The organism is Geodermatophilus sp. SYSU D00867, from assembly GCF_054050315.1.
The window spans coordinates 63,564-87,296 of sequence record NZ_JBJGZC010000001.1; the positions used below are offsets into that span (position 1 = coordinate 63,564).

General features: G+C 76.4%; 24 protein-coding genes and 1 riboswitch. Of the genes, 20 read left to right on the plus strand and 4 right to left on the minus strand.

Annotated elements, in window-relative coordinates; genetic code table 11:
- The first annotated feature begins 44 nt into the window (after positions 1-44).
- Positions 45-395 carry a hypothetical protein gene (locus ACI8AK_RS00355; RefSeq protein WP_387988403.1) on the plus strand — a complete coding sequence of 117 codons (351 nt, stop codon included), beginning with the start codon at positions 45-47 and terminating at the stop codon, positions 393-395.
- Between the two features lie 89 nt (positions 396-484).
- Here ACI8AK_RS00355 and ACI8AK_RS00360 read toward each other — a convergent pair whose 3' ends face one another.
- The gene (locus ACI8AK_RS00360; RefSeq protein WP_387988404.1) at positions 485-694 is read right to left on the minus strand and encodes a hypothetical protein; all 210 of its coding nucleotides are present in this window, start codon (positions 692-694) and stop codon (positions 485-487) included.
- 107 nt (positions 695-801) lie between these two features.
- Between ACI8AK_RS00360 and ACI8AK_RS00365 the strand changes: the two genes are divergently transcribed.
- Together ACI8AK_RS00365 and ACI8AK_RS00370 are read left to right on the plus strand one after the other, a co-directional pair.
- Positions 802-1,239 (plus strand): Lrp/AsnC family transcriptional regulator, encoded by a 438-nt coding sequence (locus ACI8AK_RS00365; protein ID WP_387988414.1) that lies wholly within the window; start codon positions 802-804, stop codon positions 1,237-1,239.
- 29 nt (positions 1,240-1,268) lie between these two features.
- Complete coding sequence (locus tag ACI8AK_RS00370; protein ID WP_456949101.1) at positions 1,269-1,580, plus strand: DUF4229 domain-containing protein; 312 nt, start codon at positions 1,269-1,271, stop codon at positions 1,578-1,580.
- 7 nt (positions 1,581-1,587) lie between these two features.
- On the opposite strand, the gene ACI8AK_RS00375 is transcribed toward ACI8AK_RS00370, so the two are convergent.
- Entirely contained in the window at positions 1,588-2,460 is an 873-nt protein-coding gene (locus ACI8AK_RS00375) for a 1,4-dihydroxy-2-naphthoate polyprenyltransferase (RefSeq protein WP_456954835.1), read from the minus strand.
- Positions 2,460-3,599 (minus strand): o-succinylbenzoate--CoA ligase, encoded by a 1,140-nt coding sequence (menE, locus tag ACI8AK_RS00380; protein ID WP_456901428.1) that lies wholly within the window; start codon positions 3,597-3,599, stop codon positions 2,460-2,462. Before menE ends, ACI8AK_RS00375 begins: the two co-directional genes overlap by 1 nt.
- A gap of 41 nt (positions 3,600-3,640) precedes the next feature.
- On the opposite strand from menE, the gene ACI8AK_RS00385 reads away from it, so the two are divergent.
- The 3 genes from ACI8AK_RS00385 to ACI8AK_RS00395 all read left to right on the plus strand — a co-directional run bounded on the left by ACI8AK_RS00385 (position 3,641) and on the right by ACI8AK_RS00395 (position 7,947).
- Positions 3,641-4,600, plus strand: coding sequence for an o-succinylbenzoate synthase (locus ACI8AK_RS00385; protein WP_387988408.1), 960 nt, complete (start codon positions 3,641-3,643; stop codon positions 4,598-4,600).
- Positions 4,597-6,276, plus strand: a complete 1,680-nt coding sequence (gene menD / locus ACI8AK_RS00390; RefSeq protein ID WP_456954836.1) for a 2-succinyl-5-enolpyruvyl-6-hydroxy-3-cyclohexene-1-carboxylic-acid synthase — start codon at positions 4,597-4,599, stop codon at positions 6,274-6,276. Before ACI8AK_RS00385 ends, menD begins: the two co-directional genes overlap by 4 nt.
- A gap of 342 nt (positions 6,277-6,618) precedes the next feature.
- Positions 6,619-6,788: riboswitch (cyclic di-AMP (ydaO/yuaA leader) on the plus strand.
- A gap of 4 nt (positions 6,789-6,792) precedes the next feature.
- On the plus strand, positions 6,793-7,947 hold the full coding sequence (locus tag ACI8AK_RS00395; protein WP_456954837.1) for a transglycosylase family protein: 1,155 nt from the start codon (positions 6,793-6,795) through the stop codon (positions 7,945-7,947).
- Positions 7,948-8,043: 96 nt separating this feature from the next.
- Here ACI8AK_RS00395 and ACI8AK_RS00400 read toward each other — a convergent pair whose 3' ends face one another.
- Positions 8,044-9,318 (minus strand): isochorismate synthase, encoded by a 1,275-nt coding sequence (locus ACI8AK_RS00400; protein ID WP_456954839.1) that lies wholly within the window; start codon positions 9,316-9,318, stop codon positions 8,044-8,046.
- 36 nt (positions 9,319-9,354) lie between these two features.
- Between ACI8AK_RS00400 and ACI8AK_RS00405 the strand changes: the two genes are divergently transcribed.
- From ACI8AK_RS00405 to nuoK, 14 genes are all read left to right on the plus strand, one after another.
- Positions 9,355-10,074 (plus strand): demethylmenaquinone methyltransferase, encoded by a 720-nt coding sequence (locus ACI8AK_RS00405; RefSeq protein ID WP_456954840.1) that lies wholly within the window; start codon positions 9,355-9,357, stop codon positions 10,072-10,074.
- A gap of 212 nt (positions 10,075-10,286) precedes the next feature.
- Positions 10,287-10,973, plus strand: a complete 687-nt coding sequence (locus tag ACI8AK_RS00410) for a phosphoribosyltransferase (protein ID WP_387987838.1) — start codon at positions 10,287-10,289, stop codon at positions 10,971-10,973.
- 40 nt (positions 10,974-11,013) lie between these two features.
- Positions 11,014-12,288: a geranylgeranyl reductase family protein gene (locus ACI8AK_RS00415; RefSeq protein WP_456954841.1), complete on the plus strand. Its 1,275-nt coding sequence runs from the start codon at positions 11,014-11,016 to the stop codon at positions 12,286-12,288.
- Between the two features lie 152 nt (positions 12,289-12,440).
- Positions 12,441-12,803, plus strand: coding sequence for an NADH-quinone oxidoreductase subunit A (locus ACI8AK_RS00420; protein ID WP_456901421.1), 363 nt, complete (start codon positions 12,441-12,443; stop codon positions 12,801-12,803).
- 15 nt (positions 12,804-12,818) lie between these two features.
- Positions 12,819-13,496: a NuoB/complex I 20 kDa subunit family protein gene (locus ACI8AK_RS00425; protein ID WP_456901420.1), complete on the plus strand. Its 678-nt coding sequence runs from the start codon at positions 12,819-12,821 to the stop codon at positions 13,494-13,496.
- Positions 13,493-14,230 (plus strand): NADH-quinone oxidoreductase subunit C, encoded by a 738-nt coding sequence (locus ACI8AK_RS00430; RefSeq protein WP_387987836.1) that lies wholly within the window; start codon positions 13,493-13,495, stop codon positions 14,228-14,230. Before ACI8AK_RS00425 ends, ACI8AK_RS00430 begins: the two co-directional genes overlap by 4 nt.
- A complete protein-coding gene (locus ACI8AK_RS00435) occupies positions 14,227-15,549 on the plus strand; it encodes an NADH-quinone oxidoreductase subunit D (RefSeq protein WP_387987835.1) in 1,323 nt (440 codons plus the stop codon). Before ACI8AK_RS00430 ends, ACI8AK_RS00435 begins: the two co-directional genes overlap by 4 nt.
- Positions 15,550-15,622: 73 nt before the next feature.
- Positions 15,623-16,645: an NADH-quinone oxidoreductase subunit NuoE gene (nuoE, locus tag ACI8AK_RS00440; protein ID WP_387987834.1), complete on the plus strand. Its 1,023-nt coding sequence runs from the start codon at positions 15,623-15,625 to the stop codon at positions 16,643-16,645.
- A gap of 4 nt (positions 16,646-16,649) precedes the next feature.
- Complete coding sequence (gene nuoF / locus ACI8AK_RS00445) at positions 16,650-17,978, plus strand: NADH-quinone oxidoreductase subunit NuoF (RefSeq protein ID WP_387987833.1); 1,329 nt, start codon at positions 16,650-16,652, stop codon at positions 17,976-17,978.
- Positions 17,975-20,461: an NADH-quinone oxidoreductase subunit G gene (locus ACI8AK_RS00450; protein WP_456954842.1), complete on the plus strand. Its 2,487-nt coding sequence runs from the start codon at positions 17,975-17,977 to the stop codon at positions 20,459-20,461. The genes nuoF and ACI8AK_RS00450 overlap by 4 nt, the downstream gene beginning before the upstream one ends.
- Positions 20,458-21,981 (plus strand): NADH-quinone oxidoreductase subunit NuoH, encoded by a 1,524-nt coding sequence (gene nuoH, locus ACI8AK_RS00455; RefSeq protein ID WP_456954843.1) that lies wholly within the window; start codon positions 20,458-20,460, stop codon positions 21,979-21,981. Before ACI8AK_RS00450 ends, nuoH begins: the two co-directional genes overlap by 4 nt.
- Positions 21,974-22,621: an NADH-quinone oxidoreductase subunit NuoI gene (gene nuoI, locus ACI8AK_RS00460; protein ID WP_387987830.1), complete on the plus strand. Its 648-nt coding sequence runs from the start codon at positions 21,974-21,976 to the stop codon at positions 22,619-22,621. Before nuoH ends, nuoI begins: the two co-directional genes overlap by 8 nt.
- A complete protein-coding gene (locus ACI8AK_RS00465; protein WP_456901415.1) occupies positions 22,618-23,421 on the plus strand; it encodes an NADH-quinone oxidoreductase subunit J in 804 nt (267 codons plus the stop codon). Before nuoI ends, ACI8AK_RS00465 begins: the two co-directional genes overlap by 4 nt.
- Positions 23,418-23,717, plus strand: a complete 300-nt coding sequence (nuoK, locus tag ACI8AK_RS00470; RefSeq protein ID WP_387987828.1) for an NADH-quinone oxidoreductase subunit NuoK — start codon at positions 23,418-23,420, stop codon at positions 23,715-23,717. The genes ACI8AK_RS00465 and nuoK overlap by 4 nt, the downstream gene beginning before the upstream one ends.
- Positions 23,718-23,733: the final 16 nt, after the last annotated feature.

The window sequence follows — 23,733 nt, forward strand, 5'->3', positions numbered from 1 at the left end:
GGCGTGTTGCGATGGGCGCATGACTGCACGCGCGGGGGGACGCCGTGGGTAGACACGCAGCCGCCGACGGCGCCGGCACCGACCCGATCGTGGCGGCCGCGCTGGCCACCGGCACCCCGGCGACCCGGCACGCGCCCGGCGCCACCGCCCAGGGGACCGAGGGCGACCTGGGCTGGCCGGGGGACACCACCACCGGCGGCGGGCTCGGCTGGCCGGGCTCGCTGGACCGGGCCGACGACGCCGGCGCGGCGGCCGGGACCGACGCGACCGAGGGCCCCGAGGCCACCGCGCGCATCGACGTCGTCCCCGCCGTGCCCGGGACCGCGCCGGACGGGGACCCGGAGCCGCCGGGCCCGCGCGGCTGGCGCCGTCTGTTCGGCGGCCGCGCGGCCTGAAGGACCCCGCTGCCCCCCTCGCAGGCTCAGGGGCGGGACCCGGCGGCAGGGCGACGGCCGGCCGGGGCGGTCCTCGGCCTGCGGTCCGGCTAGGCGGGGGAGCCGTCGTCGCGGCGGACGCGGCGGCCGAGCTCGCGGAGGAACTCCGGGTCGTCGTCGGGGGCGACCGGGCGCGACGCGCGGGAGGGCCGCGGACGACGGGCAGGCCGCTCCCGGCGCAGCTCGCTCCCGGCGACCGCCGTCGCCCGGACCACGAGCACCACCACGAGCACCGCCACCAGCAGCAGCACGACCGGCACCCGGCCTCCCCTCTCCAGGAACGTCCCTGCCACCCAATGTACGAGCGCGGGGATACTCGGGGAGCGGGCCGCGACCGCGTCCGCACACGACCTGGACGGAGCCCCCCATCGACGCCGTCGACCGGCAGCTGATCGACCTGCTGCGCGCCAACGGCCGCGCCAGCATCGCCGAGCTGGCCCGGCAGGTCGGGCTCTCCGCGCCGGCCGTGCACGAGCGCGTGGGCAAGCTGGAGGCCTCCGGCGTGGTCCTCGGCTACCGCGCCGTCGTCGACCCGGCCGCCCTCGGGCTCGACGTCACCGCGCTGATCGGCGTCATCGAGAGCGACGCCGTCGACGACACCGGCGTGGAGGCGGCGCTGCGGGCGATGCCCGAGGTCGAGGACTGCTGGCGGGTCGCCGGCAGCGAGGGCTACGTGCTCAAGGTCCGGGTGACCGACATCCCGGCACTCGAGGCCGCCATCAACGCGTTGAACAGGATCGAGGGCGTCGCCCGCACCCGCACGACCGTCGTGCTCTCCACGAAGTGGGAGGGCCGGACGGGATGACGCCCGACAGCACGCAGGAGGACAGCAGCATGGCCGAGAGCACCACCCCGGGCGCGCCCACCGGCGGTCCCGCGACCCCGCCGCGGATCGCGCCGTGGCTGCTGCTCTACACGCTCGGCCGGCTGGTCATCGCCGTCGCGCTCGTCGCGCTCATCTGGCTGGTCGGTCTGCCCGGCTTCCCGGCGCTGCTGTTCGGCCTGCTGCTGTCGATGCCGGTGGCGCTGGTGCTGCTGCGCCCGGTCCGCGACAAGCTGACCGAGGGCCTGGCCGCCCGCAGCGTCGCCCGCCGCACCCGCAAGGAGCAGCTGCGCGCCCGGCTGTCGGGCGACGCCGCCGCCTGAGCCCGCCTCAGCCCGACAGGGCGAGCCCGGCGCCGAGCAGCACGCCGGTGGCCAGGGTGAGCAGGCCGGTGGCCTGCAGCGCGGCGATCAGGGCCGGCCCGCGGCCGCCGGAGAGCACCACCCGCGACGGCGGCACGGCCAGCGGCGCGGCGGCCAGCGCGAGCAGCGCCCACGGCCGGCCCACCCCGATCGCCACGACGACGGCGAACGCGACCGCGAGCAGGCCGACGTAGAACCGCCGGGTCGCGCGGTCGCCGAGCAGCACCGCGAGCGTGCGCTTGCCCACCCGCGCGTCGCCCTCGACGTCGCGCAGGTTGTTGACCACCAGCAGCGCCACCGACAGCAGCCCGATCGGCACCGCGGCGGCCAGCGCCAGCCCCTCGACCCGCCCGGTCTGCACGAACGTCGTCCCGGCGACGGCGACCAGGCCGAAGAACACGAAGACGAACACCTCGCCGAGCGCCCGGTAGCCGTAGGGCAGGGGGCCGCCGGTGTAGGTCCAGGCCGCGGCGATGCACACCGCGCCGACCGCGACCAGCCACCAGCTCGACAGCGCCGCCAGCACCAGCCCCGCGACCCCCGCGACGGCGAAGGACAGCAGCGCCGCCGTCAGCACCGCGCGGGGCGAGGCCGCGCCCGAGCCGACCAGCCGCATCGGCCCGACCCGGACGGCGTCGGTGCCGCGCCTGCCGTCGGAGTAGTCGTTGGCGTAGTTGACCGCCACCTGCAGCGCCAGGGCCACGAGCAGCGCCAGCAGCGCGGGCACGAGCCGGAAGCCGTCGAGCGCGGCCGCGGCGCCGGTGCCCACGAGCACCGGGGCGAGCGCGGCCGGCAGGGTGCGGGGCCGGGCGCCGGCCACCCACTGCGCGGGGGTCGCCATCAACGGACCCCTCCACCCAGGGCGGCCGCCACGCCGCGGCGGTCGGGCTTGCCGGTGTGCAGCGTCGGCACCGACCCGATCAGGTGCAGCTCGCGCGGCGCGGACGGGCCGCCCAGCCGCTCGGCCACCCACGGCCGCAGGGCCGCGAGGTCGGGTGCGGCGCCCGGCGCCGGGACGACGGCGGCCACCACCCGCTGCCCCCACTCGTCGTCGGGCCGGCCGAAGACCACGGCGTCGGCGACGGCGGGGTGCTCGCGCAGCGCCCCCTCGACCGCCTGCGGGGCCACGTTCACCCCGCCGGTGACGACGACGTCGTCGAGCCGCCCGGCCACCGTCAGCCGCCCGTCGGGGCCGACGCTGCCGGCGTCGCGGGTGCGGAACTCCCCGCCGGCGAACGCAGCCGCGGTGCTCTCCGGGTCGCGGCGGTAGCCGAGCGCCAGCACCGGTCCGGCGATCGCGATCCCCTCGTCGTCCGCGCGCACCCGGACGCCGTCGAGCGGGACGCCGTCGTAGACGCACCCGCCCGCGGTCTCGGTCGTGCCGTAGGTGGTCACCACCGCGACGCCGGCCTCGCGGGCGCGCGCCAGCAGCCCCGGGTCGGTGGCCGCGCCACCGACGAGCACCGCGTCGAACGCGCGCAGCGCCGCCGGCTCGCGCTCCAGGTACCGGCGCAGCTGGGTGGGCACCAGCGCGGTGTACCGCCGGCCGGCGGACATCCGCGCCACCGCCGCGGCCAGGTCCTCCCCGGGCGCGGGCACGGTGGGCGCCGTGCCGCCGAGCACCGACCGCACCAGCACCTGCAGCCCGGCGATCGCCGACACCGGCAGCGCGAGCAGCCAGGCGCCCGGGCCGCCGAGCCGGTCGAGGGTCGCCGTCGCCGAGGCCCGCAGCGCCGCGGCCGGCAGCAGCACGCCGCGCGGGCCGCCGGTCGACCCGGAGGTGACGACGACGAGGTCGGCGCCGTCCTCGAGCGGCTCGTCCGGCGCGAGGACCTCCCGCGCGGCCGCCGCGGGCGGCCCGGCCGGGAGGACGGCGAGCGGCGCGGCGCCCTCCAGGCAGGCGCGGACGGCGGGCAGCACGGTGCCGAGGACGGCGTCGGGGGAGTCCGGCGCGGGGAGGACGGTCAGCTGCCGGATCACGGGTCCCGAGGGTACGTCGCGCGCGACATAGGCTTGCGGGCGTGATCACCCCCGCCGGCCTCCCCGAGGGGATCGACCGGCTGGCGGTGTGGTCGGTGCCGATGCGCACCCGCTTCCGCGGCATCGACGTCCGCGACGGCGTGCTCGTGCACGGCCCGGCCGGCTGGGGCGAGTTCTCCCCGTTCTGGGACTACGGCGTGCGGGAGAGCCGCCGCTGGTGGTCGGCCGCCGCCGAGGCCGCGCTGCAGGGCTGGCCCGCGCCGGTGCGCGACGCGGTGCCGGTCAACGCGACCGTCCCCGCGGTGGGCCCCGAGCGGGCGCACGCGATCGTGACCGCGTCGGGCTGCCGGACGGCGAAGGTGAAGGTGGCCGAGCCGGGCCAGACCGCCGGCGACGACCTCGCCCGCGTGGAGGCCGTCCGCGACGCGCTCGGCCCGTCCGGTGCGCTGCGGGTCGACGCCAACGCCGCCTGGGACGTCGACACCGCCGTCGCCCGCATCCGGGAGCTGGACCGGGTGGGTCTGGAGTACGTCGAGCAGCCCTGCGCGACGCTGGCCGAGCTCGCCGCGCTGCGCCGCCGGGTCGACGTCCGGGTCGCCGTCGACGAGGGCGTGCGCCGCGCCGACGACCCGCTGGGCGTCGACCTGCGGGAGGCCGGCGACGTCGTCGTCCTCAAGGTGCAGCCGCTCGGCGGCGTGCGGGCCGCGCTGCGCGTGGCCGAGGCGCACGGGCTGCCGTGCGTGGTCTCCTCCGCGCTGGAGTCCTCGGTGGGCATCGCCGCGGGGGTCGCGCTGGCCGCCGCGCTGCCCGAGCTGCCCTTCGCCTGCGGCCTGGCCACGGTCGCCCTCCTGGACGGCGACGTCACCGACGCCCCGCTGCTGCCGGTGGACGGCGCACTGCCGGTGACCCGGCCCGACCCCGGCCGGCTGGACGCCGTGACCGCGCCGGGCGACGTCACCGCCCGCTGGACGGAGCGGCTGGGCGCGGTGCTGGCCGCGTGAACCCCTCCACCGCGCTGGCCCGCGTGCTGGTCGACGAGCTGGTCCGCGGCGGCGTCCGCGAGGCCGTCGTCGCGCCCGGCTCCCGCTCGGCGCCGGTCGCCCTGGCGCTGGCCGCCGCCGAGCGGGCCGGCGTCCTGCGGCTGCACGTGCGCATCGACGAGCGCACGGCGTCCTTCCTCGCCCTGGGCCTGGCCCGCGCGTCCGGCCGGCCGGTGCCGGTGCTCACCACCTCCGGGACGGCGACCGCGCACCTGCACGCCGCCGTCCTCGAGGCCGACGTCAGCGGGGTGCCGCTGCTGGCGCTGACCGCCGACCGGCCGCCGGAGCTGCGCGGCACCGGCGCCAACCAGACGATCGAGCAGCCGGGCCTGTACGGCGGCGCGGTGCGCTGGGCGGCCGACGTCGGCGTGCCCGAGGCCGGCCGCGAGGCCGCGCAGAACCGCTACTGGCGCTCGGTGGTGTCCCGGGCACTGCTCGCGGCCACCGGCGTCCTGTCCGGCGACCCCGGGCCGGTGCAGTTGGACCTGCCCTTCCGCGACCCGCTGCTGCCCGAGGAGGAGCCCGGCCCGCTGGCGGGCCCGTGGGCCGGCCGGGACGGTGGCGCGCCGTGGACCGCCGGCGCGTCCGCGCCCGCCGCGGCCGCACCGATCGCCGACGGCCCGCGCACGCTCGTCGTCGCCGGGGACGGGCCCGACGCCGCCGGCCGGGCGTGGGCGGCCGGCGCCGCCGCGGCCGGCTGGCCGGTGGTCGCCGAGCCGAGTGGCGGGGCGTGGACCGACGGCGCGGTGCGCGGCGGGGCGCTGCTGCTCGGCGTGCCCGGCTGGCTGGACGCGCACCGGCCCGACCGGGTGGTCGTCGTCGGCCGGCCGACGCTGTCCCGGCCGGTGTCCGCGCTGCTGGCCGACCCGCGGGTGCGCGTGGAGACCGTGGTCGCCGGGCCGCGCTGGCCCGACGCCGGCCGCTCCGCCGCGCTGGTCACCCGCGCCGCCCCGCCGGCCGGGCCGCCCTGCGACCCCGGCTGGTCCGCCGCCTGGCGCGCGGCCGCGGACCGGGTGGGCGCCGCCGTCGACGCCGCCCTGGACGCCGCGCCCGGGCTGACCGCCGCCCGGCTGGCCCGCGACGTCGTCGCCGCGCTGCCGCCGGGGGCGCTGCTGGTGCTCGGCTCCTCCACGCCGGTGCGCGACGTCGACCGGCTCGCCGTCCCGCGCGGCGACGTCGCCGTGCTCGCCAACCGCGGCGTCGCCGGCATCGACGGCACGGTGTCCACCGCCGTCGGCGCCGCGCTGGTCCACGGCGGGCCGGCGGTGGCGCTCATGGGCGACCTGACGTTCCTGCACGACCTGCAGGGGCTGCTCACCGGCGAGGGCGAGCCGCGCCCGGACCTCACCGTGGTGGTGCCCGACAACGACGGGGGCGGGATCTTCGCCCAGCTGGAGCCCGGGCGGCCGGCGTACGCCCACGACTACCGGCGGGTGTTCGGCACGCCGCACGGGCGGGACCTGGTCGCCGTCGCGGCGTCCCTGGGGTGGGAGGCGGTGGCGGTGACCACGCCGGAGGAGCTCGCCGCCGCGCTGGCGCGCGGCGGGCCGCGGGTGGTCGTCGCCCGCACCGACCAGCGCGCGGAGGCCGACCTCGCCGTCGCCCTGCGGGAGGCCGCGGGCCGCGCGCTGGCCTGACCGGTCCGAGGAGCGCCGGAGAGGGCCCGGGCACGGCCCGGGAGCTCGTCCCAGGCCCTCGTGACGGGCCGGTCCGGCACGCGTTCCCGGTGGCCTTCGTCACGGGACCCGGCGCGGACGCGGCGGGGACGGCGCGACCCCGGCAGGGCCCGATCGTGCGCGGCGAGCAGCGGGTTCCGTTACCCGCGCGGTGGTCACGCCGACGTCACGCCGTACCCCACACGCCCCGGCCGAACCGCCGTGTGACCGCCGTCACGACGACAGTCGACATGACGACACGTAACGTTTTGGCTGCGCTCAGCGAACACAGAGCGCGGCGCCGGTCCGCCAAACCCTGCCCACCGGTCGCCCACGTCAACTCCCAGGGCAGGGGTGGGGGACCCACTCTTCCGGCGCGCGACGGCCTACGGGGGCCTGTCGGAGCGCGCCTCGGGGTGAAGCCGCGGACCGCGGCCGGGCACCGATCGCCCGAACCCGACAGCTCACCTCGCCGGCGGTGATCGGGAGATCATCACCATGCCCAAGCACCGCGCACCCCGCTACGTCCGCACCAAGAAGGTCATCGCCAAGGCCCCTGTCGCCGCCGGCGCCGCCGCCGTCGGTCTGGGCGTCCTGAGCTCGCCGGCCTCCGCCTCCACCACCCACGACTGGACCGGCGTCGCCCAGTGCGAGTCCAGTGGCAACTGGAGCATCAACACCGGCAACGGCTACTACGGCGGGCTGCAGTTCAGCCAGTCCACCTGGGCCGCCTTCGGGGGCACCGACCTCGCCCCGCGCGCCGACCTCGCCACCCCGGCCGAGCAGGTCCAGATCGCCGAGGCCGTCCTGGCCGGCCAGGGCGTCGGCGCCTGGCCGACCTGCGGCAAGTACCTGACCGACGGCACCACCGCGGCCGCCGCCGAGGCGCCGGCCGCTCCCGCCGAGCAGGCCGCCCCGGCCGCCGAGGCCCCGGCCGCTCCGGCCGAGCAGCCGGCCGCCGAGCAGGCCGCCCCGGCCGAGCAGGCCGAGGTCAGCACCGAGGAGTACACCGTCCGCTGGCGGGACACGGTGGCGAAGATCGCCGCCGCCCACGGCCAGAGCTGGCGGGAGCTCTACGAGCGCAACGTCGACGTCATCGGCGGCAACCCGAACCGGATCTACCCCGGTCAGGTGCTGGCGCTCAGCGGCTCGACCGCCGCCCCGGCCGAGGCCGCTGCGGCTCCCGCCGCCGAGGCCGCCCCGGCCCCGGTCGCCGCCGCCGGCGAGGCGGCGCCCGCCGCCACCCCGCCGATCGCCGAGGCCGCCCCGCAGGTCGCGCAGGCCTCGGTCGTCGCCGAGATCACGAACACCGCCGGCGCGATCCACGAGGCCGTGCAGGCGGCGGCGAACGCCGTCGTCAGCAACGTCCCGGGCGCCGCGGACATCACCCTCGGCGGCACGCGGGCCAGCGCGGTCGACCCGGACGGTCACCCCTCCGGCAAGGCGCTGGACTACATGGTCATGTCCGACGCCGCCCTCGGCGACGCGATCGCCCAGTACCACGTCGACCACTGGGACGAGCTCGGCGTCGAGTACGTCATCTGGCAGCAGCGCATCCTGACCTCGCCCGACGGCGCCTGGAAGGCGATGGAGGACCGCGGCGGCGCGACCGCCAACCACATGGACCACGTGCACGTGAACTACGTGGGCTGACCTCCGCCTCACCCGACGAGGGCCCCGACCGCGCGCCGCGGCCGGGGCCCTCGTCGTTCCCGGGGCAGGACGGCGGCCGGCCGGGAGCGGGCCGGCTCAGCCCTCGAGCGCGGCCTGGAAGGCGGCGAACTTCGACTGGGTCTCGGCGAGCTCGGCCGCCGGGTCGGAGCCGGCGACGATGCCGCAGCCGGCGAACAGCCGGGCCGAGCACGGGTCGTCGTCGACCAGTTGCGCGCAGCGGAGGGCCAGCCCGAACTCGCCGTCCCCGCGGGCGTCGAGCCAGCCCACCGGCCCGGCGTAGCGGCCGCGGTCCATGCCCTCCAGCTCGGCGATGACCCCGGCGGCGGCCTCGGGCGGGGTGCCGCAGACGGCGGCGGTGGGGTGCGCGGCGTCGACCAGCTCCAGCAGCCCGGCGCGGCCGCGGGCGCCCGAGCGGCGCTGGGTGCCGACGACGTCGGTGGCCAGGTGCCGCACGTTGGGCAGCGTGAGCAGCGAGGGCTGCTCCGGCACCGACAGCGCGGTGCAGAACGGGTCGAGCGCCCGCACGAGCGAGTCGACGGCGAGGGCGTGCTCGGCGCGGTCCTTGGCGCTGGCCAGCAGGCCGGCCGCGAGCCGCTCGTCCTCGGCGCCCGCGCCGCGCGGGGCGGTGCCGGCCAGCACCCGCGCCGACAGCTGCCGGCCGGTGCGGCGCAGCAGCAGCTCGGGGGTGGCGCCGAGCAGCCCGTCGACGGCGAAGGTCCAGCAGTCGGGGAAGCGGGCGGCCAGCCGGTCGAGCAGGCGGCGGGGGTCCAGCGGCACGTCGGCGGTGACCAGCAGGTCGCGCGCGAGCACCACCTTGGCGAGGTCACCGGCGCCGATGCGGCCGATCGCGGCGGACACCGCGCCGCACCACGAGGCGGGGTCGAGCGCGCCGTCGGCGTAGCGCAGCCGCCCCGGCGCGGGGGTCAGCGGCTCGCGGGCCGCCGCCAGCACGTCGCCCGGGTCGGCGTCGCCGGTCGTGGTCACCCAGGCGACGCCGTCGCGGCGGCCGACGACGACCTCGGGGACGACGAACACCGACGTCTCCCGCGCGGGGTCGAACGCGACGCTCGCGAACACGACCGGCCCGGAGCCGGGCACGCCCACCTCGTCGTCGACGGCGAGGGCGGCGCTGCGGTCGGCCCACCAGGCGGCGGCCTCGGCCAGCGCGCCGGCACCGGAGACCTCGAGGCGGTCCGCCTCGCCCCAGCCGACCAGGCCCTCGCCGCGGCGCACCCAGGACAGCGCGCCCTCGCGCGGCAGCAGCGCCAGCAGGTCGGGGGAGTCGGGCAGCGCGACCGTGGTCACGGCGGGCGCGGCGGCGTCCGGGGTGGTCACCGCCGCTGCCGTCACGTCCCCCAGCGTAGGCAGCCGGTAGCGTCGTCCGCCGTGGCAGACCGGCGAGACAGCGCACACACCGCCGGGTCGAGGGCCGGGCTGGACAAGCAGCCGCACGAGGTCGCGGCCATGTTCGACGGCGTCGCCCGCCGCTACGACCTCACCAACACCGTGCTCTCCGGCGGTCGCGACGCCGCCTGGCGGCGGGCCACCCGCGAGGCGCTGGGCGCCCGGCCGGGGGACCTCGTCCTCGACGTCGCCGCCGGCACCGCCGTCTCCACGGTGGAGCTCGCCGCCGGGGGCGTGCGCGCCGTCGCCTGCGACTTCTCCCAGGGGATGCTGCTGGCCGGCGCGGGACGGCCGGTGCCCAAGGTGGCCGGCGACGCGATGGCGCTGCCGTTCGCCGACGCGAGCGTCGACGGGCTGGTCGTCTCCTTCGGCCTGCGCAACGTGGCCGACCCCGACGTCGCGCTGCGCGAGTTCGCCCGGGTCGTCCGGCCGGGCGGGCGGCTCGTCGTCTGCGAGTTCTCCAGCCCCACCTGGAAGCCGTTCCGCACCGTCTACACCGAGTACCTCATGCGGGCGCTGCCGCGGATCGCCCGCGCGGTGAGCAGCAACCCCGACGCCTACGTCTACCTGGCCGAGTCGATCCGCGCCTGGCCCGATCAGCCGGCGCTCGCCGCCCGCATCCAGGCCGCCGGGTGGACCGACGTCGCCTGGCGCAACCTCACCGGCGGCGTCGTCGCGCTGCACCGCGCCGTCCGCCCCTGACGGGCCGCCGGCGAGGGCTCCCGCGGCACGCCCACGGGGATAGCGTCGCCGCATGACGACACCGACACCGATGCCCGAGCCGCCCGGTCCGTCGCCGTCCCCGGTCGACCCGATCTCCCCGCCGTCGCCGGCCCCGCTGCCGCAGCCGAGCCCCACCGACCCGAGCGCCCCGCCGCCGTCGGGACCCCAGCCCGTCTGACCCGGGCCGCGCGGTGGACGGCCGCCCGTACCGCGACCGGCGCGACGCCGGCCGGCAGCTCGCCGCGCGCCTGACCGACCCCGCCCGTCCCCCCGCCGTGCCGCTCGGCCCCGACGCGCTCGTCCTCGGCCTGCCCCGCGGCGGCGTCCTGGTCGCGGCCGAGGTCGCGGCGGCGCTCGGCGCGGAGCTCGACGTGGTCGCCGTCCGCAAGCTCGGCCTGCCCGAGCGGCCGGAGCTGGCCATGGGCGCGCTGGCCGCGGTGGGGGAGACCGTCGAGAGCGTCCGCAGCGAGTCCGTCCTCGCCCGCAACCCCGTCGGACCGGCCGCCGCGGACGAGGTGCGCCGCTCCGAGCTCGCCGAGCTGCGCCGGCGCCAGCTCGCCTACCGCGGCGACCGGCCGCCGCCCGCGCTCGCCGGCCGCACCGCCGTCCTCGTCGACGACGGGCTGGCCACCGGCTCCACCATGCGCGCCGCCCTCGCCGCGGTCCGCGCGGCCGGCCCCGCCGCGGTCGTCGTCGCGGTGCCCGTCGGGGCGCCCGACGTGTGCGCCGACCTGTCCGTGCTGGCCGACGAGGTCGTCTGCCCGGTCACCCCGCACCCGTTCGGCGCGGTGGGCCGCTACTACGACGACTTCGGCGAGACGTCCGACGACGAGGTGCGCGCCGCGCTCGCCGGCGGCTCCGGCGGGGGGCCCGCCTAGGCTCGGGACGACCGCAGACCGAGCACCGAGGGGGCCGCGCGTGACGAGTCCGACCGCCGGGGGCAGCGCCGACGTCGTGGTGGTCGGTGCGGGGCCGGCCGGGTCGGCCGCGGCCTGGACGCTGGCCACCGCCGGGCTCGACGTCGTCGTGCTGGAGAAGGCGCGCTTTCCGCGGGAGAAGGTCTGCGGCGACGGCCTGACCCCGCGCGCGGTGAAGGCGCTCGACGAGATGGGGATCGACGTCTCCCCGGAGGCCGGCTGGGTGCGGCACCGGGGCCTGCGGGTCTTCGGCGGCGGCCGGGTCGTCGAGGTCGACTGGCCGCAGCTGTCCTCCTGGCCCGGCTACGGGCTCATCCGGCCGCGGAAGGACCTCGACCCGATGCTCGCCGAGCACGCGGTGGCCGCCGGCGCCCGGCTCGAGCAGGAGGTCACCGTCACCGGCCCGTTGCTGGACGACGCCGGCCGGGTCGTGGGCGTGCACGCGCAGGCCGGCCCGGACAGGGAGGCGGTGACCTGGCGGGCGCCGCTGGTCGTCTCCGCGGAGGGCCTGTCCGGCCGGCTGGCCAAGGCGATCGGCCTGACCCGCCGCGAGGACCGCCCGCTCGGCGTCGCCGTCCGCCGGTACGTCGAGACGCCGCGCGGCGAGGACCCCTACCTCGACATCTCCTTCGACCTCTCCGCCGAGGGCCCCACCGCCGACTCGATGCCCGGCTACGGCTGGTCCTTCGGCATGGGCGACGGCACCGCCAACGTCGGCTTCGGCCTGCTCGACACCCGCCGCGGCGGCGAGACCGACGCCCGCACCGTGCTGCGCCGCTGGCTGGCCACCCTGCCGCCGGAGTGGCAGCTGGGCGAGGAGCACGCGGTCACCCCGCTGCGCGGCGCCGGCCTGCCGATGGCGCTCAACCGCGGGCCGGCCTACACCCGCGGCCTGCTGCTGGCCGGCGACACCGCCGGCGTGGTCAACCCGTTCAACGGCGAGGGCATCAGCTACGCGCTGGAGACCGGCCGCATGGCCGGGGAGACGGCGGCCGCGGCGCTCGCGACACCGGAGGGGCCGGCCCGCGAGGCGATGCTGCGCCGCTACCCCGAGCGGCTGCGCGAGGCCTACGGCCGCCACCACCGGCTCGGGATGGCCTTCCTGGCCCTGCTCGACCGGCCCGGCCTGGTCCGCTTCGCCACCGCGCACGGGCTCGAGCGGCCGGCGATGGTGAACGCCGCGCTGCGGCTGATGGGCAACCTCTCCGACGGCCGCGACGGCGACCGCTTCGACCGCGTGGTCGCCGTCCTCACCCGCCTGGCGCCGTCCGTCTGAGGAGCGCCGGAAGCGGTCCGTGACCGGACCGTGACCCGGGGATGTGAACTCACTCACCCCCCGCGCTTCACTTGCCGCCCCCGGCGGCATAGGCTCGTGGCGCGAGTTTGTGAATTTCTTCACAAGCCCACGAGCCGCCGAGGGAGGCGCCGGTGCTGTCGTCCTACGTCCCGATCGTGGGGCTGTTCGCGCTCGCCGCGGCCTTCGCGCTGTTCTCGGTGACGGTCGCGCCGTTCGTCGGTCCGCGCCGCTACAACCGGGCGAAGCTCGAGGCGTACGAGTGCGGCATCGAGCCGGTCGACCAGCCGCTGCACGGCGGCCGCTTCCCGGTGAAGTACTACCTGACGGCGATGCTCTTCATCGTCTTCGACATCGAGATCGTCTTCCTCTACCCGTGGGCCGTCGCCAACGACGCGCTGGGTGTCTTCGGCCTGGTCGAGATGGTGGTCTTCATCGCCACCGTCTTCCTCGCCTACGCCTACGTCTGGCGCCGCGGCGGCCTCGAGTGGGACTGACGGAGGGGAGCTGACGTGGGTCTCGAGGAGAAGCTGCCGAGCGGCTTCCTGCTGACCACGGTGGAGAAGCTGGTCAACTGGACGCGCAAGTCCTCGCTGTGGCCGGCCACCTTCGGCCTGGCGTGCTGCGCCATCGAGATGATGGCCACCGGCGCCGGCCGGTACGACCTGGCCCGCTTCGGCATGGAGGTCTTCCGCGCCTCCCCGCGCCAGGCCGACCTCATGATCGTCGCCGGCCGGGTGAGCCAGAAGATGGCGCCGGTCCTGCGGCAGATCTACGACCAGATGCCCGAGCCGCGGTGGGTGCTCGCCATGGGCGTCTGCGCCAGCTCCGGCGGCATGTTCAACAACTACGCGGTGGTGCAGGGCGTCGACCACGTGGTGCCGGTCGACATGTACCTGCCCGGCTGCCCGCCGCGCCCGGAGATGCTCATGGACGCGATCCTCAAGCTGCACCACAAGATCCAGAACGAGCCGCTCGGTCCGAAGCGGGCCCGCCGGCTCGAGGAGGAGCGGGCCGAGGGCCGCGCCCCCGACCTGCTGGTCGAGATGCCCTCCAGCGTCCGCGCCGACAAGGCCAAGCGGGCGGCCTACGAGCAGGCCGCGGCCCTCGGGCGCACGGGCCAGTTCGCCATCGAGCAGCGCGGGGGCGACGCCGTCCTCCTGCCCGGACCGCGCGGCGGGTCCCGGTGACCGGCCCCGGCGACCGCAGCGGCGCCGACGCCTCGCAGGGCGCCGCGGCCGCGGGCGGCGGCTTCCGCAAGGGCGCGTTCGGCGTCAGCGGCAGCGGCGACACCTCCGGGTTCGGCGGCCTGGTCCGCGTCGAGCCCGGCGGCGCGGTCGCGCTGCACTCCACCGACCGCCCCTACGGCGGCTGGTTCGACGAGGTGACCGACGCGCTGATCGACGCCGTCGGCGCGGCCACCTACGCCGCTGCCGTGCAGCGCGTCCTCGTCGACCGCGGGGAGATCACCTACTTCGTCGCCCGCGAGCACCTGCTCACCCTGGTCCGGGCGCTGCGCGACGACGACGCCCTGCGCTTCGAGCTGTGCAGCAGCGTCTCCGGCGTCGACTACCTCGACAGCGGCGGCCCCGCGGTGGACGCCGGCCGGCCGCGGCTGCACGTCGTCTACCACCTGACCTCGATGACCTACCGGCGGCGGATCCGGCTCGAGGTCGCCGTCACCGCCGAGGACCCGCACGTGCCGTCGGTGTCCTCGGTCTACCCGACGGCGGACTGGCACGAGCGGGAGACGTACGACATGTTCGGCGTCGTCTTCGACGGCCACCCGGCGCTGACCCGGATCCTCATGCCCGACGACTGGGACGGGCACCCGCAGCGCAAGGACTACCCGCTCGGCGGCGTGCCGGTGGAGTACCACGGCGCGACGATCCCGCCGCCCGACACCCGGCGGAGCTACCGATGAGCACCACCTACGACCCGTACGCCGGCTCGCGGGAGACCACCGAGGGGCGGGTCTACACCGTCACCGGCGGCGACTGGGACCAGGCCTTCGGCGCGGACCTCTCCGGCGAGGAGCGGCTCGTCGTCAACATGGGGCCGCAGCACCCCTCGACGCACGGTGTCCTGCGGCTGGTCCTCGACCTCGAGGGCGAGACGGTGACCAAGGCGCGGGTGGTCATCGGCTACCTGCACACCGGCATCGAGAAGAACACCGAGTACCGCAACTGGGTGCAGGGCACGACCTTCGTGACGCGGATGGACTACCTGTCCCCGCTGTTCAACGAGGCCGGCTACTGCATGGCCGTCGAGAAGCTGCTCGGCATCGAGGTGCCGCAGCGCGCGCAGACCATCCGCGTGCTGGTGATGGAGATCAACCGGATCGCCTCGCACCTCGTGGGCCTGGCCACCGGCGGCATGGAGCTGGGCGCGCTCACCGGCATGACCAACGGCTTCCGCGAGCGGGAGCTGTGCCTCGACCTGCTCGAGGAGATCACCGGGCTGCGGATGAACCACGCCTACATCCGGCCCGGCGGCGTCGCCCAGGACCTGCCGGCCGGCGTGGAGGAGTCGATCCGCGAGTGGCTCGAGGTCATGCCGGAGCGCCTGGCCGGCTACCACAAGCTGCTCACCGGCCAGCCGATCTGGCAGCGGCGGCTCAAGGACGTCGGCTACCTCGACGTCACCGGCTGCCTGGCGCTCGGCGTCACCGGGCCCGTGCTGCGCGCCACCGGGCTGCCCTGGGACCTGCGCCGGACGGAGCCCTACCTCGGCTACCAGGACTACGACTTCGAGGTCCCCACCGCCGACACCAGCGACGCCTGGGGCCGCTACCTGGTCCGGATGGCCGAGATGTTCGAGTCGCTGAAGATCGTCCGCCAGGCGCTCGACCGGCTCGAACCCGGCCCGGTGATGGTCGAGGACCGGAAGATCGCCTGGCCCGCGCAGCTGTCGCTGGGCGCCGACGGCATGGGCAACTCCCTCGAGCACGTCCGCCACATCATGGGCACCTCGATGGAGGCCCTGATCCATCACTTCAAGCTGGTCACCGAGGGCTTCCGGGTGCCGGCCGGCCAGGTGTACGTGCCGATCGAGTCACCGCGCGGGGAACTCGGCTACCACGTGGTCAGCGACGGCAGCACCCGGCCGTGGCGTGTCCACGTGCGCGACCCCAGCTTCGTGAACCTCCAGGCGACCGCGGCCATGAGCGAGGGCGGGATGATCGCCGACGTCATCGCCGCCATCGCCTCCATCGACCCCGTGATGGGAGGGGTGGACAGGTGAGCGAGCTCGCGAGGTCCCCCAGGAGCACAGCAGCGCCGCGAGCGGCGTCGACGAGCGCCGGCGAGGAGAAGCCGTGAGCGCGCTCCCCGGGTCCCGGGAGGGCGCGGCGACGACGGGGCTCGTCGACAGCCCCGTCGAGCCGACGCCGGCGGACCTGCCGCCGCTGACCGAGCAGGCCTGGCTCGAGGCGCGGGAGATCACGACCCGCTACCCGCAGCCGCGCTCGGCGCTGCTGCCGATGCTGCACCTGGTCCAGAGCTACCAGGGCTACGTGACGCCGGAGGGCGTCGCGCTGTGCGCCGAGGTGCTGGGGCTGACCAAGGCCGAGGTCGGCGCGGTCGCGACCTTCTACACGATGTACAAGCGCCGCCCGACCGGCCGGCACCTGGTCAGCGTCTGCACCAACACGCTGTGCGCCGTCCTCGGCGGGCAGCGGATCATGGACGCGCTGTCCGCCGACCTCGGCGTCCACCACGACGAGACGGCGGCCGACGGCTCGGTCACCCTCGAGCACGCCGAGTGCCTGGCCGCCTGCGACTACGCGCCCGTGGTCACCGTCGACTACGAGTTCTACGACCAGCAGGACGTCGAGAGCGCCCGGGCGCTGGTCGCCGCGCTGCGCCGCGGGGAGAAGCCGCACCCGACGCGCGGCGCCCCGCTCACCGACTTCCGCGGGGTCTCCCGGCAGCTGGCCGGCTTCTCCCAGCACGCCGACGCCGGAGCCGCGCGCGCCGCCGTCGACGCGCCGGGCGAGTGGGGGCCGACGCTGGCCGGCGTCCGGCTGGCCGCCGAGCGCGGCGAGTCCGCCCCGCCGATGAGCGGCCCCGAGCCGGAGCCCGCCGACGCCGGCGAGCCCGCGGACACGGTCGCGCCGTCCGGCGACACCGGGCAGACGCCGGAGGAGGAGGCCGCCGACGCCCGCGTCGCCGCCGCCGACAACCCGGCCGAGCGGGCCGGCGCCGCGCAGGCGCACCCCGACCGCGGCACCGAGTACGGCCGGCGCACCCCCGGCGGCGACCGTCCCACCCCCGACACCCCCGCGGGCACCGAGCCGGGCACCTCCGGCCAGGGGCCCGCGACCCAGCGGGAGGCCTGACCCGATGCCCCTCACCCCCGTCCTCACCTCGCGCTGGGGCGCCGAGCAGCCCTGGCGGCTGTCCACCTACGAGTCCCTCGACGGCTACGCCGCGCTGCGCACCGCGCTGTCGATGCAGCCCGACGAGCTGGTCTCCCTGGTCAAGGACTCCGGCCTGCGCGGCCGCGGCGGCGCAGGCTTCCCCACCGGCATGAAGTGGAGCTTCATCCCGCAGCCCAAGCCGGGGGAGACGCCCACCGGGCCGGCCGCGATGCCCAAGTACCTCGTGGTCAACGCCGACGAGGGCGAGCCCGGCACCTGCAAGGACCTGCCGCTGATGATGACCGACCCGCACTCCCTGGTGGAGGGCGTGATCATCTCGGCGTACGCGATCCGCTGCCGGTTCGCCGTCATCTACGTCCGCGGCGAGGCGGTGCACGCCCACCGCCGGCTGGTGTCCGCCGTCGAGGAGGCCTACGCGGCCGGCTACCTCGGCAGCGACGTCCTGGGCTCGGGCTACGACCTGGAGCTGGTCGTGCACGCCGGCGCCGGGGCCTACATCTGCGGCGAGGAGACGGCACTGCTCGACTCGCTCGAGGGCTACCGCGGCCAGCCGCGGCTCAAGCCGCCGTTCCCCGCGGTCGCCGGGCTCTACGGCGCCCCGACGGTCATCAACAACGTCGAGACGCTGGCCACCGTGCCGTTCGTCGTCCGCGGCGGCGCCGACTGGTTCAAGCGGTTCGGGCCGGAGAAGTCGCCCGGGCCGAAGATCTACTCGCTGTCGGGCCGGGTGACCCGCCCCGGCCAGTACGAGGCGCCGATGGGCACCACGATGCGCGAGCTGCTGGAGATGGCCGGCGGCGTGCGGGCCGGGCACGAGCTCAAGTTCTGGACGCCGGGCGGCTCCTCGACGCCGTACTTCACCGCCGAGCACCTCGACGTGCCGCTCGACTTCGACTCGGTCGCCGCCGCGGGCTCGATGCTCGGCACGACGGCGCTCATGGTGTTCGACGAGACCGACTCGATCGTCGAGGCCACGCTGCGGTTCACCGAGTTCTACGCGCACGAGTCCTGCGGCAAGTGCACGCCCTGCCGCGAGGGGACCTACTGGCTGGTGCAGGTGCTGCGGCGGCTGGTCGACGGCCGCGGGACGGCGGCCGACCTCGACCTGCTCACCGACACCTGCGACAACATCCTCGGCCGCTCGTTCTGCGCCCTCGGGGACGGCGCGACCAGCTGCATCACCAGCTCGCTCAAGTACTTCCGCGACGACTACGTCGCCCTGCTGCCGCCGGAGGAGCAGGCCCGCCTGGGCCGCTCGCTGCGGCTCGAGCCCGTCGGAGTCGCCTCGTGACGCTCACCCCCACCGCCCCCGAGCCCGCGCCGGCGGTGCCGCCGGGCGTCCCCGGCCCGCACACCCCGCCGGACGCCGTCCGCTGCACCATCGACGGCTTCGACGTCGCGGTGCCCAAGGGGACGCTGATCATCCGCGCCGCGGAGATGGTCGGCATCCAGATCCCGCGGTTCTGCGACCACCCGCTGCTCGACCCCGTCGGCGCCTGCCGGCAGTGCCTCGTCGAGGTGGAGGGCCAGCGCAAGCCGGTGGCCTCCTGCACCATGCCGGTCACCGACGGCATGGCGGTGAAGACGCAGCTGACCAGCCCGGTCGCCGACAAGGCGCAGCAGGGCACGATGGAGCTGCTGCTGATCAACCACCCGCTGGACTGCCCGGTCTGCGACAAGGGCGGCGAGTGCCCGCTGCAGAACCAGGCCATGAGCAACGGCCGCGCCGAGACCCGCTTCGTCGACGTCAAGCGGACCTATCCCAAGCCGCTGCCGATCAGCAGCGAGATCCTGCTCGACCGCGAGCGCTGCGTGCTGTGCGCCCGCTGCACCCGGTTCTCCCAGCAGGTGGCCGGCGACCCGTTCATCGAGCTGTTCGAGCGGGGCGCGCTGGAGCAGGTCGCCGTCTACGAGGACGAGCCGTTCTCCTCCTACTTCTCCGGCAACACCACCCAGATCTGCCCGGTCGGCGCGCTCACCAGCGCGCAGTACCGGTTCCGGTCGCGGCCGTTCGACCTGCGCAGCGAGCCCTCGGTGTGCGAGCACTGCGCGTCGGGCTGCTCCATGCGGACCGACTACCGGCGCGGCAAGGTCATGCGCCGGCTGGCGGGGGAGGACCCGGCGGTCAACGAGGAGTGGACCTGCGACAAGGGCCGCTTCGCCTTCCGCTACGCCGCCACCAACGACCGGCTCACCACCCCGCTGGTCCGCCGCGGCGGCGTCCTGGAGCCCGCCTCCTGGCCGGACGCGTGGGCCGCGGCCGCCGAGGGCCTGCGCGCGGCGCGGGCCGCGGGCGGCGTCGGGGTGCTGCCGGGCGGCCGGCTGACCGTCGAGGACGCCTACGCCTGGGCGAAGTTCGCCCGCGTGGCCCTGGGCACCCACGACGTCGACGCCCGCGCCCGCGCGCACTCCGCCGAGGAGCAGGCGTTCCTCGCCGCGCACGTGGCCGGCACCGGCCCCGGGCGCGGGGCGGTCACCTACGACGACCTCACCGCCGCCCCGGCCGTGCTGCTGGCCGGCTTCGAGCCGGAGGAGGAGTCGCCGATCGTCCTCCTCCGCCTGCGCCGGGCGGTGCGCAAGGGCGGGCTGGCCGTCTACGACCTGGCGCCGTTCGCCACCCGCGCGGCGCAGAAGCTGCAGGCCACCGTGCTGGTCACCCGGCCCGGCGAGGAGGCCCGCGCGCTCGCGGCGCTGGCCGAGGGCAGCTGGGGCGGCCCGGCCGTCGAGGCGCTGCGGCAGCCCGGCGCGGTCGTGCTGGCCGGCGAGCGGCTGGCCGAGGTGCCCGGCGCGTTCACCGCGCTGGCCGCCCTCGCCCGCGCCACCGGCGCCCGCCTGGCCTGGGTGCCGCGGCGGGCCGGGGAGCGCGGCGCCGTCGAGGCCGGCGCGCTGCCCGCGCTGCTGCCCGGCGGCCGGCCGGTCGAGGACCCCGTCGCCCGCGCCGAGGTGGCCGCGCTGTGGGGCGTGGACCCCGCCGACCTGCCGGCGTTCCCGGGCCGGGACACCACCGGCATCCTCACCGCGGTCCGCGACGGCCGGCTGGCCGGCCTCGTGGTCGGCGGCGTGGACCCCGCCGACCTGCCCGACCCCGCGCTCGCGGCGGCGGCGCTGGCCGCGGCGTCGTTCGTCGTCAGCCTCGAGCAGCGGCCGACCGCCGTCACCGAGCACGCCGACGTCGTCCTGCCGGTGGCCGCCGCGCCGGAGAAGGCCGGCAGCTACCTGGACTGGGAGGGCCGGGTGCGGTCCTTCGACGCCACGCTGCACGGCACCGGCCAGCTCCCCGACGGCCGGGTGCTGCACGGCCTGGCCGAGCACCTCGACGCCGACCTGCGGCTGCCCACCCCCGACGCGGCCCGCGCCGAGCTCGCCCACCTCGGCGACACGAGCGCCCGCGCCGAGGGCGGCCTCGACGTGCCGCCGGCCGTGGCGCCGGAGCCGGGCGAGGGGGAGGCGCTGCTGGCCTCCTGGCGGCAGCTGCTCGACGTCGGGACGCTGCAGCGCGACGAGCCCGAGCTCACCGGCACCGCCCGCCCGCCGGTGGTGCGGATCAGCGCCGCGCGGGCCGCCGGGCTCGGTGTGGCCGACGGCGCCCCGCTCACCGTCACCGGCGCCACCGGCTCGGTCACCCTGCCCGTCTGCGTCACCGAGATGCCCGACGACGTGGTGTGGCTGCCGATGCGCTCACCCGGCAGCGAGCTGCGCACCGGCCTCGGCACGGCGCCCGGCGGCGTCGTCCGGCTGAGCGCTCCCGGATCGAGCGCGGGAGGTGCCGCGTGACCCTGCTCGCCGCTGCCGACCAGCCGACGCTCGAGGACTTCGGGCACGACGTCTGGTGGATCGTGCTCGTCAAGATCGTCGGCGTCTTCGTCGTGCTGGTCCTGATGACGCTGTTCGCGATCGTGTTCGAGCGCAAGGTCGTCGCCCGCATGCAGCAGCGCATCGGCCCCAACCGGGTCGGCCCGCGCGGCTACCTGCAGAGCCTCGCCGACGGGCTGAAGCTGGCGTTCAAGGAGGACATCCGGCCCGCGATGGCGGACAAGCCGGTCTACTTCCTGGCCCCGGTCATCGCGACCATCCCCGCGTTCCTGGCCTTCTCGGTCATCCCGCTGGGCCCGGTGGTCAGCATCTTCGGCCAGCAGACCCCGCTGCAGCTCACCGACGCCCCCATCGGCGTCCTCGTCGTCCTGGCCTGCTCGGCGATGGGCGTCTACGGCATCGTGCTGGCCGGCTGGGCCTCGGGCTCGACCTACCCGCTGCTCGGCGGGCTGCGCAGCGCCGCCCAGATGGTCAGCTACGAGATCGCGATGGGCCTGTCGATCGTCGCGGTGTTCCTCTACGCCGGGTCGATGTCGACCTCGGAGATCGTCGCCGCCCAGGCCGACGGCAACCGGCTGTCGTTCTTCGGGCTGGAGTTCACCGGGCCGAGCTGGTTCGCCGTCCTGCTGCCGGTCAGCTTCGTCATCTACGTGATCGCCGTCGTCGGCGAGACCAACCGGGCGCCGTTCGACCTGCCCGAGGCGGAGAGCGAGCTGGTCGGCGGCTTCCACACCGAGTACTCGTCGCTGAAGTTCGCGCTGTTCTTCCTCGCCGAGTACATCAACATGGTCACCGTCTCGGCGCTGGCCGCGACGCTGTTCCTCGGCGGCTGGCGGGCCCCGTGGCCGATCTCGATCTGGGACGGCGCCAACTCCGGCTGGTGGCCGCTGCTGTGGTTCTTCCTCAAGGTCGCCGCCGCGCTGTTCGTGTTCATCTGGCTGCGCGGGACGCTGCCCCGGCTGCGCTACGACCAGTTCATGCGCTTCGGCTGGAAGGTCCTGGTGCCGACGGCGCTGGCCTGGATCCTCGCCGTCGCCACCATGCGCACCGTCTCCCGCGAGGCGGACCTGTCCACCGGCCAGGTGGCGGTGTTCGTCGGCGTGCCGATCGCGCTGCTGGTGCTGCTCGGGCTGTCGGTCGCCAGCCGGGCCAGCAACCGCGACACCCGGCTCATGGCCGAGGACGCCGCGGCCGGCGGCGTCCACGCCACCGACCCCGACCCCGACCCCGAGGTGCTGCCCCCGGCCGGGCCGCGGCACCGGCCGGCGCAGCGCACCGGCCCGGCCCGCGCCGAGGGCGGCTTCCCGGTGCCGCCCATGGACCTCGTCGTGCCGCCGTCGCCACGGCTGCGCCGCGCCGAGCCGGTGGGCGCGCGTCCCGAGGGCGGCGTGGTCAGCAGCGGCCGCCGAGCCGCCGGCAGCACCACGGGCAGCACCACGGGCAGCACGGCCACCAGCGCACAGGAGGAGACCGATGGCTGACCAGGACCCGGCGACCGGCGGCGAGTCGAAGGGACTGGCCCAGGCGGCCCGGGGCGGTGAGGTCGAGCGGGCCGGCGGCGGCACGCCCGCGCCACACCGCAGCCTGCTGCCGGCGCCCGGCCAGGGCTTCGGCGTCACCTTCGCCCAGATGTTCAAGAAGGTGACCACCGAGGAGTACCCCGACGTCCCCAAGGTGACCAAGCCGCGCTACCACGGCCGGCACGTGCTCAACCGGCACCCCGACGGGCTGGAGAAGTGCGTCGGCTGCGAGCTGTGCGCCTGGGCGTGCCCGGCCGACGCGATCTACGTCGAGGGTGGGGACAACACCGAGGACGCGCGCTACAGCCCCGGGGAGCGGTACGGCCGCGTCTACCAGATCAACTACCTGCGCTGCATCTTCTGCGGGCTGTGCATCGAGGCCTGCCCCACCCGCTCGCTGACGATGAGCAACGACTTCGAGCTGGCCGACGACAACCGGCAGGACCTGATCTACACCAAGGAGCAGCTCATGGCCCCGCTGCTGCCCGGCATGGAGGCCCCGCCGCACCCGATGCGCCTCGGTGACGACGAGAAGGCCTACTACGTGCGCGACCCGCAGCAGGGCTCGCCGGCCGAGCCGGTGACGGTGGAGCGGGCATGACCGAGGTCGTCATCGGCACCGGCGAGGCCGTCGTCTTCTGGATCCTGGGCCCGGTCGCGCTGGCCGGGGCGCTGGGGATGGTGTTCAGCCGCAACGCCGTCCACTCGGCGCTGTGGCTGGTCAACACGATGCTCGCCCTCGGCGTCTTCTACGTCGTCCAGTCCGCGCCGTTCCTCGGCGCCGTGCAGATCATCGTCTACACCGGCGCGATCATGATCCTGTTCCTGTTCGTGCTCATGATGGTCGGCCGGGACTCCTCGGACTCCGTGGTCGAGACGCTGCGCGGGCAGCGGGTGGCGGCCACGGTGCTCGGCGTCGGGTTCGCCGGGCTGGTCGGCGCCGGCATCGCCCGCGCCACGCAGGACACCCCGGTCGCGGGCCTGTCCGACGCGCAGGGCGGCACCGGCAACATCGACTCGATCGCCGAGCTGCTGTTCACCCGCTACCTGCTGGCCTTCGAGGTCACCAGCGCGCTGCTGATCACCGCCGCGGTCGGCGCGATGGTGCTCGCGCACATCGAGCGCGAGCCCGGCACCCGGCGGACGCAGAAGGAGCTCTCCCGCGCCCGGTTCCTCACCGACCGGCCGCAGACACTGCCCGGCCCCGGCGTGTACGCCCGCGCCAACTCCGTCGCCGCCGGGGCGCTGCTGCCCGACGGCGGGGTCGCCGAGGACAGCCTGGCCACCGGCATCGAGCCCCAGGAGGTCGACCAGATGCCCCGTCCCACCGGCCGGGCGCAGCTCGGCAGCCCGGACGCCGCCCTCGGCACGCTCGACCCGGCACCGGAGGACCGGCGGTGAGCCTCACGCACTACCTGGTGCTCGCGGCGATCCTGTTCACCGTCGGCGCCGTCGGCGTGCTGGTGCGGCGCAACGCGATCGTCGTGTTCATGTGCGTCGAGCTGATGCTCAACTCGGTCAACCTGACGCTGGTCACCTTCGCCCGGGCCTCCGGCACCGTCGACGGCCAGATCATGGCGTTCTTCGTCATGGTCGTCGCCGCCGCGGAGGTCGTCGTCGGCCTCGCGATCATCATGTCGATCTACCGGACCCGCCGGTCGGCGTCGGTCGACGACGCCAACCTGCTCAAGTACTGACGGGAGCCGGCACCCC

Coding starts and splice junctions, on each gene's coding strand:
- ACI8AK_RS00370 (WP_456949101.1), top strand. CDS start 1,269: ATGGCCGAGAGCACCACCCCGGGCGCGCCCACCGGCGGTCCCGCGACC.
- ACI8AK_RS00435 (WP_387987835.1), top strand. CDS start 14,227: ATGAGCACCACCTACGACCCGTACGCCGGCTCGCGGGAGACCACCGAG.
- nuoI (WP_387987830.1), top strand. CDS start 21,974: ATGGCTGACCAGGACCCGGCGACCGGCGGCGAGTCGAAGGGACTGGCC.
- nuoF (WP_387987833.1), top strand. CDS start 16,650: ATGCCCCTCACCCCCGTCCTCACCTCGCGCTGGGGCGCCGAGCAGCCC.
- ACI8AK_RS00395 (WP_456954837.1), top strand. CDS start 6,793: ATGCCCAAGCACCGCGCACCCCGCTACGTCCGCACCAAGAAGGTCATC.
- ACI8AK_RS00465 (WP_456901415.1), top strand. CDS start 22,618: ATGACCGAGGTCGTCATCGGCACCGGCGAGGCCGTCGTCTTCTGGATC.
- ACI8AK_RS00375 (WP_456954835.1), bottom strand. CDS start 2,460: ATGGCGACCCCCGCGCAGTGGGTGGCCGGCGCCCGGCCCCGCACCCTG.